The 12,338-nt window shown below is 62.9% G+C and carries 11 protein-coding genes; 9 read left to right on the forward strand and 2 right to left on the reverse strand.

Annotated elements, in window-relative coordinates; translation table 11 throughout:
- Nucleotides 1-89: 89 nt before the first annotated feature.
- The 3 genes from JG739_RS19625 to JG739_RS19635 all read left to right on the forward strand — a co-directional run bounded on the left by JG739_RS19625 (nucleotide 90) and on the right by JG739_RS19635 (nucleotide 1,915).
- On the forward strand, nucleotides 90-347 hold the full coding sequence (locus tag JG739_RS19625) for a GlsB/YeaQ/YmgE family stress response membrane protein (RefSeq protein ID WP_202363000.1): 258 nt from the start codon (nucleotides 90-92) through the stop codon (nucleotides 345-347).
- A gap of 131 nt (nucleotides 348-478) precedes the next feature.
- On the forward strand, nucleotides 479-1,444 hold the full coding sequence (gene lipA, locus JG739_RS19630) for a lipoyl synthase (protein ID WP_077377690.1): 966 nt from the start codon (nucleotides 479-481) through the stop codon (nucleotides 1,442-1,444).
- A 12-nt stretch (nucleotides 1,445-1,456) separates the two neighbouring features.
- Nucleotides 1,457-1,915: a type II toxin-antitoxin system RatA family toxin gene (locus tag JG739_RS19635; protein ID WP_202363001.1), complete on the forward strand. Its 459-nt coding sequence runs from the start codon at nucleotides 1,457-1,459 to the stop codon at nucleotides 1,913-1,915.
- Here JG739_RS19635 and JG739_RS19640 read toward each other — a convergent pair.
- Together JG739_RS19640 and JG739_RS19645 are read right to left on the reverse strand one after the other, a co-directional pair.
- The gene (locus tag JG739_RS19640) at nucleotides 1,891-2,400 is read right to left on the reverse strand and encodes a CinA family protein (RefSeq protein ID WP_202363002.1); all 510 of its coding nucleotides are present in this window, start codon (nucleotides 2,398-2,400) and stop codon (nucleotides 1,891-1,893) included. The genes JG739_RS19635 and JG739_RS19640 overlap by 25 nt on opposite strands.
- Nucleotides 2,397-3,626 (reverse strand): bifunctional 2-C-methyl-D-erythritol 4-phosphate cytidylyltransferase/2-C-methyl-D-erythritol 2,4-cyclodiphosphate synthase, encoded by a 1,230-nt coding sequence (locus tag JG739_RS19645; protein WP_202363003.1) that lies wholly within the window; start codon nucleotides 3,624-3,626, stop codon nucleotides 2,397-2,399. Before JG739_RS19645 ends, JG739_RS19640 begins: the two co-directional genes overlap by 4 nt.
- Nucleotides 3,627-3,841: 215 nt before the next feature.
- On the opposite strand from JG739_RS19645, the gene dusB reads away from it, so the two are divergent.
- The 6 genes from dusB to JG739_RS19675 all read left to right on the forward strand — a co-directional run bounded on the left by dusB (nucleotide 3,842) and on the right by JG739_RS19675 (nucleotide 12,323).
- Complete coding sequence (gene dusB / locus JG739_RS19650; RefSeq protein ID WP_202363004.1) at nucleotides 3,842-4,870, forward strand: tRNA dihydrouridine synthase DusB; 1,029 nt, start codon at nucleotides 3,842-3,844, stop codon at nucleotides 4,868-4,870.
- Nucleotides 4,867-6,009, forward strand: coding sequence for a two-component system sensor histidine kinase NtrB (locus JG739_RS19655; protein WP_202363005.1), 1,143 nt, complete (start codon nucleotides 4,867-4,869; stop codon nucleotides 6,007-6,009). Before dusB ends, JG739_RS19655 begins: the two co-directional genes overlap by 4 nt.
- Complete coding sequence (gene ntrC / locus JG739_RS19660; RefSeq protein WP_023799224.1) at nucleotides 6,006-7,466, forward strand: nitrogen regulation protein NR(I); 1,461 nt, start codon at nucleotides 6,006-6,008, stop codon at nucleotides 7,464-7,466. Before JG739_RS19655 ends, ntrC begins: the two co-directional genes overlap by 4 nt.
- 169 nt (nucleotides 7,467-7,635) lie before the next feature.
- Nucleotides 7,636-9,921 carry a sensor histidine kinase NtrY-like gene (locus JG739_RS19665; RefSeq protein WP_202363006.1) on the forward strand — a complete coding sequence of 762 codons (2,286 nt, stop codon included), beginning with the start codon at nucleotides 7,636-7,638 and terminating at the stop codon, nucleotides 9,919-9,921.
- The gene (ntrX, locus tag JG739_RS19670; protein ID WP_202363007.1) at nucleotides 9,911-11,272 is read left to right on the forward strand and encodes a nitrogen assimilation response regulator NtrX; all 1,362 of its coding nucleotides are present in this window, start codon (nucleotides 9,911-9,913) and stop codon (nucleotides 11,270-11,272) included. The genes JG739_RS19665 and ntrX overlap by 11 nt, the downstream gene beginning before the upstream one ends.
- 190 nt (nucleotides 11,273-11,462) lie before the next feature.
- On the forward strand, nucleotides 11,463-12,323 hold the full coding sequence (locus tag JG739_RS19675) for a D-amino-acid transaminase (protein WP_202363008.1): 861 nt from the start codon (nucleotides 11,463-11,465) through the stop codon (nucleotides 12,321-12,323).
- The last annotated feature ends 15 nt before the right edge of the window (nucleotides 12,324-12,338 follow it).

Below are 12,338 nucleotides of genomic sequence, written 5' to 3' on the forward strand. Positions count from 1 at the left end.
ACCGCGTGAGACTCGGCACGTGAGAGCCAAGGAACTCAACGGCAAGGTAATTCGTTTCCGAATGCATTCGTCACCAGAGGAGAGGGCATATGGACGTGAATGGCGTGGGCTGGATCGCAGCCATCATCATCGGCGGGCTGGCGGGCTGGCTTGCCGAGATGTTCATGAAAAGCAACATGGGCATCCTGATGAACATCGTTCTGGGCATCGTCGGCGCGATCGTGCTGAATGCCATCCTGCAGGCGCTCAACATCGGCGCCTTCGGCGCCGGCTGGATCGCCTATTTGATCACCGGTTTCATTGGCGCCTGCCTGCTGATCTGGGTAGGGCGCCTGGTGCGCCGTTAGTTGCTGAACTGTTGCCATGCGAAAACGGCTGTGGCGGCATGCGCCGCCGCGGCCTTTTTCTTTACCGCGAAAAGTCCTAGATGACTTGTGAGCGAACGCCGGAAGGCGATCGCGAATGAACTGGATTTCTGATGGTCACCGTCCTCGACACGATCGCCAATGCGCCGCGCCTGCGGCATCCTGAAAAGGCGCACAAGCCTGACCAGGATGTGCTGCGCAAGCCCGACTGGATCCGCGTCAAGGCGCCGATGTCGAAAGGCTATGCCGAGACGCGCGACATCGTGAAGTCGCACCGACTGGTGACGGTGTGCGAAGAGGCCGGGTGCCCCAATATCGGTGAGTGCTGGGAGAAGAAGCACGCCACGTTCATGATCATGGGCGAGATCTGCACGCGCGCCTGCGCCTTCTGCAACGTCGCCACCGGCATTCCGACGGCGCTCGATCCCGATGAACCGGCGCGCATCGCCCACGCCGTCAAGCAAATGGGTCTGACCCATGTCGTCATCACCTCGGTCGACCGCGACGATCTCGCCGATGGCGGAGCTCAGCACTTTGCCGAGGTCATCGGCGCCATCAGGGCGGCAACGCCTTCGACGACGATTGAAATCCTGACGCCCGACTTCCTGCGCAAGGAAGGTGCGCTGGAGATCGTGGTGGCGGCCAAGCCGGATGTGTTCAACCACAATCTGGAGACCGTTCCGTCGAACTATCTGACAGTCCGGCCGGGCGCCCGCTATTTCCATTCGATCAGGCTGCTGCAGCGGGTCAAGGAACTCGATCCCTCGATCTTCACCAAATCCGGCATCATGGTTGGCCTTGGCGAGGAGCGGAACGAGATCCTGCAATTGATGGACGATCTGCGTTCGGCCAATGTCGACTTCATGACCATCGGTCAGTATCTGCAGCCATCGAAAAAGCACCATCCGGTGATCCGTTTCGTCACGCCGGAGGAATTCAAGTCCTTCGAGACGATCGGCAAGACCAAGGGCTTCCTGCTGGTGGCATCGAGCCCGCTGACGCGTTCGTCGCACCACGCCGGCGACGATTTCGCCAAGCTTCGCGCGGCGCGGGAAGCGTTTCTCAGGAAGTCCGCCTAACACACTGGTTTCATGCCACAATTCGAAGCCCATCGCCGCGTTGCGCATACGCCGGAACAGATGTTCGCTCTGGTCGCCGATGTCGAATCCTATCCGCAATTCCTGCCGCTTTGCGAGGCGCTGACGGTTCGCTCGCGCAAGGAGCGCGACGGACGCACCCTCCTCGTCGCCGACATGAGCATCGGCTACAAGGCGATCCGCGAGACCTTTACCACGCAGGTGCTGCTAAAGCCTGACGAGAAGGCCATCGACGTCAAATATATCGACGGTCCGTTCAAATATCTGAGCAATGCCTGGCGTTTCGAGCCGGCCGACGGCGGTTGCAATGTCTGCTTCTTCATCGACTACGAATTCAAGAGTCGTATTCTGGGTGCGGTGATGGGAGCGATGTTCGATCGCGCCTTCCGCATGTTCTCCGAGGCGTTCGAGAAGCGCGCCGACGTCATCTATGGCGTAGCGCCGGCAGCCTGATCCGCAGCGAGCGCGCGCAAGCCCAGTTCAAGCGCGTGCCTGACCGTCTCCCGGCGGATGAAATTACGGCCCTTGTCGGCAAACAGCTGACATTCGCTGACGACCGGCCGGCCGGTCAAGGCGATACCGAACCAGACCAGGCCGACGGGCTTTTCCGTCGAGCCGCCGCCCGGACCGGCAATGCCGGTGACGGCAAGGGTTAGCCCGGCGCGCGAATGGTCCAGGGCGCCGGCCGCCATCTCGACCGCCGTTTCCCGTGAGACCGCGCCGTGCGCCTCGAGCGTGGCAGCGGAAACGCCGAGCATCTCAGTCTTAGCCTCGTTGGAATAGGTGATGAAACCCCGGTCGACCACCGTCGAAGAGCCGGCGATGTCGGTCAGGGCGGCGATGATCATGCCGCCGGTGCAGCTCTCGGCCGTCGCCAGCATGATGCCGCGCTGTTGGCAGGCTTGAAGCAGGGCATCTGCGAGATCGCTGTTGCTCATTCGGGGACATCGCCTGGAAACACGACGCTGGCGGTCGCGATGGCGGCTATGCCTTCCTCGCGTCCGACAAAGCCGAGCTTTTCGTTGGTTGTCGCCTTGATCGAGATGCGGTCCCGGGAAATCGCCAGCATTGCCGAAAGGATTTCGGTCATCGCTTCGCGATGCGGGCCGACGCGCGGCGCCTCGCAGATCAGCGTGATGTCGGCATTGGCGATGCGCCCGCCGCGCGTGCGCACCAGTCCTGCCGCATGCTCGACGAAGATCCGCGAGGCCACGCCTTTCCACTGCGGGTCCGATGGCGGGAAATGCGTGCCGATGTCGCCGGCGCCGCAAGTGGCGAGCAGCGCGTCGGTCAAGGCGTGCAGGCCGACATCGGCATCCGAATGGCCGGACAGTTTCTTGTCGTGCGCGATGGTGACGCCGCACAGGACGACATGGTCGCCGGGCTCGAAGGCATGGACGTCGTAGCCATTGCCGGTGCGGACGTCCGGAAAACGCGACCGTTCGCTGGAAAGCCGCTGATCCGCCATCGAGATATCCCTTGCCCAGGTGAGTTTGACATTGTCCGGCGAGCCCGGAACGATTTTCACCGGAATGTTCGCCCATTCGGCAATCGCGGCGTCGTCGGTGAAGTCCGCCTTGCCCAGATGATGGGCCTTTTCATGGGCAGCCAGGATCGGCCAGAACGGAAAGCCCTGCGGCGTCTGGGCGGCATGAAGTCCGTTCCTGGAAACCGTCTCGCCGATCATGCCGGCGGCCGATTCACGCTTCAGCGTATCGGCGACGGGCAGGGCAGGCAGCGCTGCCTGGCGCTCGCCGATGGCGGCAACCGTGCGGTCTATCAATTCCGCGTCGACGAACGGGCGGACGGCGTCATGGACCAGAACCCGACGCGGCGCATGGCCTCTCAGCGCAAGCAATCCGAGCCGGACGGAGTCCTGCCTGGACGCGCCACCCGTCACCGTGACGACCCGATCGGCGTTGGCGCCGGCGGCGCTGCGAAAAAGCCCGCTGTCGTCGGCATGAATGGCGACGACGACAGGACCGATTCTCGGATGCGCCAAAAACACGTCCAATGTCCGCGCGATGACGGCGCGACCGCCGATCCTTTGGTATTGCTTCGGTCCGTCGGCCTGACCGGCGCGCGCGCCGCGGCCGGCGGCGACGATAACCACGGCAACCTTGTCGTCCGCAGCCAAAGCCGGCTTTTCGCTTGCGTCTGTCATGCCGAGACGCTTAGCGCATCATCCCGAAAAGTGGAATCGCTTTTCGGAACAGATCATACATGCAAAGTGCCAAAGCGCCCCCAAGCACGCACGGCGCTTTGGCTGGTGCCAGCATTTTTCCCAAATGCGCCTTAATGTGACGTCATTGCGCGTTGCACATTGCTGCCATTCTGGCTAGAGAATGTGCAGCTATTAGAAATGCTTGGTTTTTGTGCATGCTTGACCTGACCAAATTGGCGTCGCCGCTGGACGTGGGTCGTGTGAGAATCCGCAATCGCGCTTTTCTCGCGCCCATGTCGGGCATAACGGATGAGCCGTTCCGGCAGCGTGCCTATGCGCATGGCGCCGGGTTGGTGGTCTCCGAGATGGTGGCGAGCGGCGAACTTGCCAGGGGCAGGGCCGGTTGCGGCCTGCGCATCCGCCATTCCGGGCTGCCGGTGCACATGGTCCAGCTTGCCGGCCGTGAGGCGGCGCATATGGCAGAGGGCGCCCGTATCGCTGCGGGCGAGGGCGCCGACATCATCGACATCAACATGGGTTGCCCGGCCAAGAAGGTGACGGGCGGCTATGCCGGTTCGGCGCTGATGCGCGATCTCGATCACGCTTTGTCGCTGATCGAGGCGGTGGTCGGCGCCGTCGAGGTGCCGGTCACGGTCAAGATGCGGCTCGGCTGGGACGAAAGCGCGCTCAATGCGCCTGTTCTGGCGCGCCGCGCCGAGCAGGCGGGGGTTCAGATGGTGACTGTGCATGGCCGCACGCGCTGCCAGTTCTACCAGGGCAGGGCCGACTGGCGCGCCATCGCACGCATTAAGCAGGCTGTTTCGATCCCGGTCGTTGCCAATGGCGATGTCGGCTCGCCGGCGGAGGCAGCATTGATCCTCGACCAGTCGGGCGCCGACGCGGTGATGATCGGCCGCGCGCACTACGGCGCACCCTGGACGGCAGGCAGCATCGCGGCAGCCGCGGCAAAAGCGGCGATGCCTGGTTTGCCGGAAAGCCCGCAAGCGCTGGCCGACTACATCGTTGCTCACTACCAGGACATGCTATCGCTCTACGGCAGCGAAAGCGGCGTGCGCCAGGCGCGCAAGCATCTTGGCTGGTATCTCGACCGCCACGCCGCTGGCGTCGTTGATGAGCAGCGAAAGGCCATCCTCACCTGCTTCGAGCCCGTCCGCGTCATCGCCGCGTTGCGCGAGGTGTTTTCAAGCGCTGCCGAGGCGATGAACCTGCGGAGCGCAGCATGAATGCCCCCGTTGCACAGACCATGGACATGGCGGACGCCGCACACATCGTGCTCAACACCATCCGCCGCCCGGTGATCATGCTCGATGCGGAAGGCTTCATCACCTTCGCCAATGCCGATGCCGAGGATTTCTTCCGCTCGAGCGCGACCATGCTCGCCCGCAATACCCTGCCCAAGCTCATTCCCTTCGGCAGCCCGTTGCTGACGCTTGTCGACCAGGTGCGCGAACGCCGGGCACCCGTCAACGAATATCGGGTCGACGTATCGTCGCCGCGCCTCGGCATCGAGAAGGTCGTCGACCTCTATGTCGCGCCGGTGTCGGAATTCCCGGGCTCCGTCGTGGTGATGTTCCAGGAACGGTCGATGGCCGACAAGATCGATCGTCAGATGACGCACCGCGGTGCGGCACGCTCGGTGACCGGCCTTGCCGCAATGCTCGCCCACGAGATCAAGAACCCGCTCTCCGGCATCCGCGGCGCCGCCCAGCTGCTTGAACTGTCGGCTTCCGACGAGGATCGCGCGCTGACCCGGCTGATCACCGACGAGACCGACCGCATTGTCTCGCTGGTCGATCGCATGGAGGTGTTTTCCGACGAGCGGCCCGTCGACCGTTATCCGGTCAACATCCATGTCGTCCTCGACCATGTGAAAGCGATTGCCAAGAACGGTTTTGCCAAGCGGATCAAGATATTGGAGGATTATGATCCATCATTGCCTCCGGTTTTCGCCAACCGCGACCAGCTGATCCAGGTGTTCCTCAACCTGGTCAAGAATGCGGCCGAGGCCATTGGCGCCGATCCGCAAGGCGAGATCACCCTGTCGACCGCGTTCCGGCCGGGCATCCGTGTTTCCGTTCCGGGATCGCAGGGCCGCGTGTCGCTGCCGCTGGAATTCTGCGTGCGCGACAACGGTTCTGGCGTCTCCGAAGATATCCTGCCGATCTTGTTTGATCCCTTCATCACCACCAAGCCTAACGGGTCGGGGCTTGGTCTGGCGCTGGTCGCGAAAATCGTCGGCGAGCATGGCGGCATCATCGAATGCGATTCGACGCCGCGCGCAACCACCTTCCGCATCCTGATGCCAGCCTGGAAAGAGACGCCGTTCGGCACAGACGACGATGCCGAAGGAGACCGCAAATGACGGTTCGCGGCAATATTCTCGTCGCCGACGACGATGCGGCCATCCGCACCGTCCTCAATCAGGCGCTTTCGCGCGTCGGCCATGAGGTGCGCGTGACATCCAACGCCTCGACGCTGTGGCGCTGGGTGGCGGCGGGCGAGGGCGATCTCGTCATTACCGACGTGGTCATGCCGGACGAGAACGCCTTCGACATGCTGCCGCGCATCAAGAAGGCGCGGCCGGAACTGCCGGTCATCGTCATGAGCGCCCAGAACACGTTCATGACCGCGATTCGCGCCTCCGAAACCGGCGCCTACGAATATCTGCCGAAACCGTTCGACCTGACCGAGCTTCTCAACATCGTCAACCGGGCGCTTTCCGAGCCCCGACGGCCGAAGATCGATGCGCGGGCGGACGAGCCGCCGGAAACGATGCCGCTGGTCGGCCGCTCGGCCGCCATGCAGGATATCTACCGCATGCTGGCGCGCATGATGCAGACCGACCTGACAGTGATGATTTCAGGCGAATCGGGCACCGGCAAGGAACTGGTGGCGCGCGCGCTGCACGAGTATGGCCGCCGCCGCGGCGGCCCCTTCGTCGCGATCAACATGGCTGCGATCCCGCGCGACCTGATCGAATCGGAACTGTTCGGGCACGAGAAGGGCGCCTTCACCGGCGCGCAGAACCGCTCCACCGGCCGTTTCGAGCAGGCCGAAGGCGGCACGCTCTTCCTTGACGAGATCGGCGACATGCCGATGGAGGCGCAGACCCGCCTGCTGCGCGTCCTGCAACAGGGCGAATACACCACCGTCGGCGGCCGCACGCCGATCAAGACCGACGTGCGCATTGTCGCCGCCACCAACAAGGATCTGCGCACGCTGATCAATCAAGGGCTTTTCCGCGAGGATCTGTTCTATCGCCTGAATGTCGTGCCGCTAAGGCTGCCGGCACTGCGCGAGCGATCCGAGGACGTTCCGGATCTCGTCCGGCACTTCTTCAAGCTTGGCGCCAGCGAAGGCCTGCAGACCAAGCGCATTTCCACAGGCGGCATCGAGCTGATGAAGCGCTATCCGTGGCCAGGCAACGTGCGCGAGCTCGAAAATCTTGTTCGCAGACTTGCCGCGCTCTATTCGCAGGACGAGATTTCCGCCGAAGTCATCGAGGCGGAACTGAAGACCGGCGAGAGGCCGGTCGTCCCCGGCGGCGGCAATCTCATTCCCGACGATCTGTCCATCGGCCAGGCGGTGGAACATTTTCTGCAGCGCTATTTTGCGTCCTTCGCCGGCGACTTGCCGCCCGCCGGCCTCTATCAGCGCATTCTTTCCGAGGTCGAATATCCGCTGGTGCTCGCGTCGATGACGGCAACCCGCGGCAACCAGATCAAGGCTGCGGAACTCCTGGGGCTCAACCGCAACACGCTGCGCAAGAAGATTCGCGAACTCGGCGTCAACGTCTACAAATCGACCAGACAAGCTTAGAACGCCGTTTTCTTTCAACAAATCGATCCCGATTTTCGCGTCGGTGTGACAGAGCGAAGCGTTTTCCGGGGATCGACCGCCGAAACAGTTCCGTCCAGGTCACACTTGTTGCATAATCGCCACAATGCGTTGCATACATCCGACGCAATCACTGGCTCTAGACGGCGACATGGCTCCACGGGCACCGACACTGATCGAAACGCTTTTCAGCAAATCCGGCACCCGCGACGGGCGCCGGCTGCTTGCGCTGCCGGGCGTGGTGGCGATTGTCGGTGCGCTGGTCACGGCGGCGATCTCCTTCGCCATCCTCGTCGGCGCCACCCCGATCGCGCCGGACGAGAGGACAACGCTGGCGCTTATCGCCGTCAATGCGGCGTTCATCCTGTTCCTGATCGCGCTGGTCGGCCGCGAAGTACATCGTATCGTGATGGCGCGCCGGCGCGGCAAGGCGGCGTCGCGGCTGCATGTGCGGATCGTCGCGATGTTCGCGCTGGTCGCCGCGATTCCCGCCATCATGGTGGCGATCATCGCCTCGATCACGCTCGATATCGGTCTTGATCGCTGGTTCGAAATCCGCACCAAGACGATCGTCAATTCGTCGCTGTCGATAGCCGATGCCTATGTGCAGGAGAACGCGCGCAACCTCCAGGGAACGACCCTGTCGATGGCTTACGATCTCGACGCCTCTCGCACGCTCTACGGCCTCGATCGAACCGGCTTCCTCGATCTGATGAACAAGGAAGCCGTCGGACGCTCGCTGGCCCATGCCGCACTGATCAGGTCCGACGGTTCGTTCGTCATGAGCGCCAAGACCGACGCCGATTTTGCCATGCCGGAGCCGCCGGAAGGCGCCATGAGCAGTGCCGCTGACGGCAGGCCGGTGCTGATCGAGCCGAAGACGCGCAACATCATGGGCGCCATCGTCAAACTGCGCGAGATCGAAGGGCTCTATCTCTACACCATCCGGCTCGTCGATCCCGAGGTGATCAAGGCGCGGCAGATCGTCAGGTCCAACACCGACGAATATCGCGGCCTCGAAGACAGTCGCCGCACCTCGCAGGTGGCCTTTGCACTTCCCTATCTGTCGCTGACGCTGATCATCGTCCTGTCCGCCATCTGGACCGGCATCGCCGTGGCCGACCGCCTGGTGCGGCCGATCCGCCAGCTCATCGGCGCCGCCGACGAGGTCGCGACCGGCAATCTCGACGTTGCCGTGCCGGTTCGGCCCTCCGACGGCGACGTCGCTTCGCTCGGCGACACCTTCAACAAGATGCTGCTGGAACTGAAATCGCAGCGTAACGAGATTCTGTCCGCCAAGGATTTGATCGACGAGCGGCGGCGTTTTTCGGAAGCCGTGCTTGCCGGTGTCACCGCCGGCGTCATCGGCGTCGATCCGTATGGCATCGTCACCATCGTCAACCGGTCGGCCGAAACGATGCTGGCCATATCCGCCACCGCCGCACTCGGGCAAAATCTCTCCGCCGTGCTGCCGCATGTCGGCCGCGTCTTCGAGATCGGCCGCAAGTCGGGCAAGCCCGTCCATCGCGAGCAGGTGACCTTCTATCGCGCCGGTGCGGAGCGCACCTTCAACGTGCAGATCACGGTCGAGGCGGGCGACGACGGTTCGGAGGAGAAATCCTATGTCGTGACGGTGGACGACATCACCGATCTGGTCCAGGCGCAGCGTTCCTCGGCCTGGGCGGATGTGGCGCGGCGCATCGCCCATGAGATCAAGAACCCGCTGACACCGATCCAGCTTTCCGCCGAGCGCATCAAGCGCCGCTACGGCAAGGTCATCACCGAAGACCGCGAGGTTTTCGATCAGTGCACCGATACGATCATCAGGCAAGTGGAGGACATCGGCCGCATGGTCGACGAGTTCTCCGCTTTCGCACGCATGCCCAAGCCCGAAATGAAGGCCCTCGATTTGCGCGAATCGTTGCGCGAAGCCTCGTTCCTCGTCGAGGTGAGCCGCTCCGATATCACCTTCGAGCGCGTATTCGGCAACGAACCGCTCAAAGGCACTTTCGATAGCCGCCTGATGGCGCAGGCCTTTGGCAATGTCATCAAGAACGCAGCCGAGGCGATTGACGGACTTGATCAGAACGACCGCTCGCACGGCATAATCCGAATTCAAGCCGGGCGCGAGAATGGTGCGGTTCGCATCGATGTCATCGACAATGGCAAGGGCTTGCCACGCGAAAATCGCCAGCGCTTGCTCGAGCCTTACATGACGACACGCGAGAAGGGCACCGGGCTCGGCCTCGCTATCGTCAAGAAGATAGTGGAGGATCATGGCGGCCGGCTTGAATTGCATGACGCGCCGGCGGATTTCCACCACGGGCGAGGCGCGATGATCAGCATCATCCTGCCGCTCGCCGCCACCGTGCCGTCGCCCGGCGAAGGTAGGACGGAACCCGAAAGAGAAACTGAAAAGGTCGGTAATGGCGTCTGACATTCTCATCGTCGATGACGAGGAAGACATCCGCGAACTTGTCGCCGGTATCCTGAGCGACGAAGGTCACGAAACCCGCACGGCATTCGATGCCGACAGCGCCCTGGCGGCGATCGCCGACCGGGCGCCGAGGCTGATTTTCCTCGACATCTGGCTGCAAGGCTCACGTCTGGACGGACTGGCGCTGCTGGACGAGATCAAGACGATGCACCCGAGCCTGCCGGTGGTGATGATTTCGGGCCACGGCAACATCGAGACGGCGGTCTCGGCCATCCGCCGCGGCGCCTATGACTTCATCGAAAAACCGTTCAAGGCCGACAGGCTGATCCTCATCGCCGAACGTGCCATCGAAACCTCGAAGCTGAGACGCGAGGTTTCGGATCTCAAGCTGCGCAGCGGCGAAACCTTCGACCTGATCGGCATGTCGTCGGCGATGAGCCAGTTGCGCCAGACCATCGAGCGCGTCGCGCCGACCAACAGCCGCGTCATGATCATCGGCCCGTCCGGCTCGGGCAAGGAACTCGCGGCACGCGCCATCCACACGCTGTCGGCGCGCAAGAACGCACCGTTTGTCACGCTGAGCGCCGCCAACATCACGCCCGAACGCATGGAGGTCGAGCTGTTCGGCACCGAATCAAACGGTGTCGAACGCAAGGTCGGCGCGCTTGAGGAAGCCCATCGCGGCATTCTCTACATCGATGAAGTGGCCGACATGCCGCGCGAAACGCAAAACAAGATCTTGCGCGTGCTGGTCGAACAGCAGTTCGAGCGGGTAGGGGGCACCAAACGGGTCAAGGTCGATGTCCGCATCATTTCGTCGACGGCGCAGAACCTGGAGGCGATGATCGCCGACGGTCGTTTCCGCGAGGATCTCTATCACCGCCTGGCGGTGGTTCCGGTCATGGTGCCGGGATTGGCCGAGCGGCGGGAGGACATCCCCTATCTTGTCGACAATTTCATGAAGCAGATCGCCCGCCAGGCCGGCATCCGGCCGCGGCGCATCGGCGACGACGCGCTGGCGGTGCTGCAGGCGCACAACTGGCCAGGCAACGTCCGCCAGTTGCGCAACAATGTCGAGCGGCTGATGATCCTGGCGCGCGGCGACGATATCGACGCACCGATCACCGCCGATCTCTTGCCCGCCGAGATCGGCGATGTCATGCCGCGCACGCCGAACCAATCCGATCAGCACATCATGGCGCTGCCGTTGCGTGAAGCGCGTGAACAATTCGAGAAGGACTATCTGATCGCCCAGATCAACCGTTTTGGCGGCAACATCTCGAAGACGGCCGAGTTCATCGGCATGGAGCGCTCGGCGCTTCACCGAAAGCTGAAGTCGCTGGGCGTCTGACAGCCAATCCAGTCGTGGCCTACGCAATTATCGGTTACGGCAGCGGCGGAATCGCATAGAAGCGCTGCAGCGCCGCGCGTCTTTCGGGACGCGCAACGGACGCTGTAGCATTTTGTTTTTTTTCGCATGATCCTTCCCGAAAATAGATTCATTTTTCGGGGTCATGCGCTGACTTCTTCAGGGGGGACCCATGCCGCGCATTGCGTATGTGAACGGGCGCTATGTCGCTCACGCCGCCGCCTTCGTGCATATCGAGGACCGTGGCTATCAATTCGCCGACGGTGTCTACGAGGTCTGCGAGGTGGCGCGCGGCTTCATCGTCGATATGCCTCGCCATCTCGGACGGCTGAACCGCTCGCTGACCGAATTGTCGATCGACTGGCCGGTCACGCCGGGCGTGTTGCCGATCATCCTGCGCGAGGTGGTCCGCCGCAACCATGTCGCCGATGGCCTGGTCTATCTTCAGGTGACGCGTGGCGTCGCCAGCCGTGATTTTGTTTTCCCGGCGAGCACGAAGCCGTCGCTGGTGGTTACCGCCAGGAAAGCCGATGCCGCTGCTGCCGCCAGGAGGGCCGAAAGCGGAATCAAGGTGATCACCGTGCCCGAGAACCGTTGGGACCGGGTCGATATCAAGTCGATCGGCCTGCTGCCAAATGTGCTCGCCAAGCAGAAGGCCAAGGAAGCCGGCGCCCACGAAGCCTGGTTCATCGATGCCGACGGCATCGTCAAGGAAGGTGGATCATCGAACGCCTGGATCATCACCAGGGACGGCGTGCTGGTGACGCGTCCGGCCGAGCACGGCATCCTGCGCGGCATCACCCGCACCACGCTGTTCGACGTGGCCGCCAAACTCGGCCTGAAGATCGAGGAGCGGGGCTTTTCGGTCGCCGAAGCCAAGGCCGCGCGCGAGGTTTTCATCAGCTCCGCGACCACAATCGCCATGCCGATCGTGGCGATCGACGGTGCTCCGGTCGCCAACGGCCATCCGGGCTCGTTAACACTTTCCTTGCGGCACGCCTTTTTTGACGTTGCGGAAAAAAGTCCAGCCTGATAACCGCACAGGTGG

The sequence above is a fragment of the Mesorhizobium sp. L-2-11 genome, from assembly GCF_016756595.1.
Lineage (GTDB): Bacteria > Pseudomonadota > Alphaproteobacteria > Rhizobiales > Rhizobiaceae > Mesorhizobium.

Excerpts from the sequence above, each read along its gene's own strand:
- JG739_RS19625 (WP_202363000.1), top strand. The coding sequence starts at position 90 with ATGGACGTGAATGGCGTGGGCTGGATCGCAGCCATCATCATCGGCGGG.
- ntrC (WP_023799224.1), top strand. The coding sequence starts at position 6,006 with ATGACGGTTCGCGGCAATATTCTCGTCGCCGACGACGATGCGGCCATC.
- JG739_RS19635 (WP_202363001.1), top strand. The coding sequence starts at position 1,457 with ATGCCACAATTCGAAGCCCATCGCCGCGTTGCGCATACGCCGGAACAG.
- JG739_RS19645 (WP_202363003.1), bottom strand. The coding sequence starts at position 3,626 with ATGACAGACGCAAGCGAAAAGCCGGCTTTGGCTGCGGACGACAAGGTT.
- lipA (WP_077377690.1), top strand. The coding sequence starts at position 479 with ATGGTCACCGTCCTCGACACGATCGCCAATGCGCCGCGCCTGCGGCAT.
- ntrX (WP_202363007.1), top strand. The coding sequence starts at position 9,911 with ATGGCGTCTGACATTCTCATCGTCGATGACGAGGAAGACATCCGCGAA.
- JG739_RS19675 (WP_202363008.1), top strand. The coding sequence starts at position 11,463 with ATGCCGCGCATTGCGTATGTGAACGGGCGCTATGTCGCTCACGCCGCC.
- dusB (WP_202363004.1), top strand. The coding sequence starts at position 3,842 with ATGCTTGACCTGACCAAATTGGCGTCGCCGCTGGACGTGGGTCGTGTG.
- JG739_RS19655 (WP_202363005.1), top strand. The coding sequence starts at position 4,867 with ATGAATGCCCCCGTTGCACAGACCATGGACATGGCGGACGCCGCACAC.
- JG739_RS19665 (WP_202363006.1), top strand. The coding sequence starts at position 7,636 with ATGGCTCCACGGGCACCGACACTGATCGAAACGCTTTTCAGCAAATCC.
- JG739_RS19640 (WP_202363002.1), bottom strand. The coding sequence starts at position 2,400 with ATGAGCAACAGCGATCTCGCAGATGCCCTGCTTCAAGCCTGCCAACAG.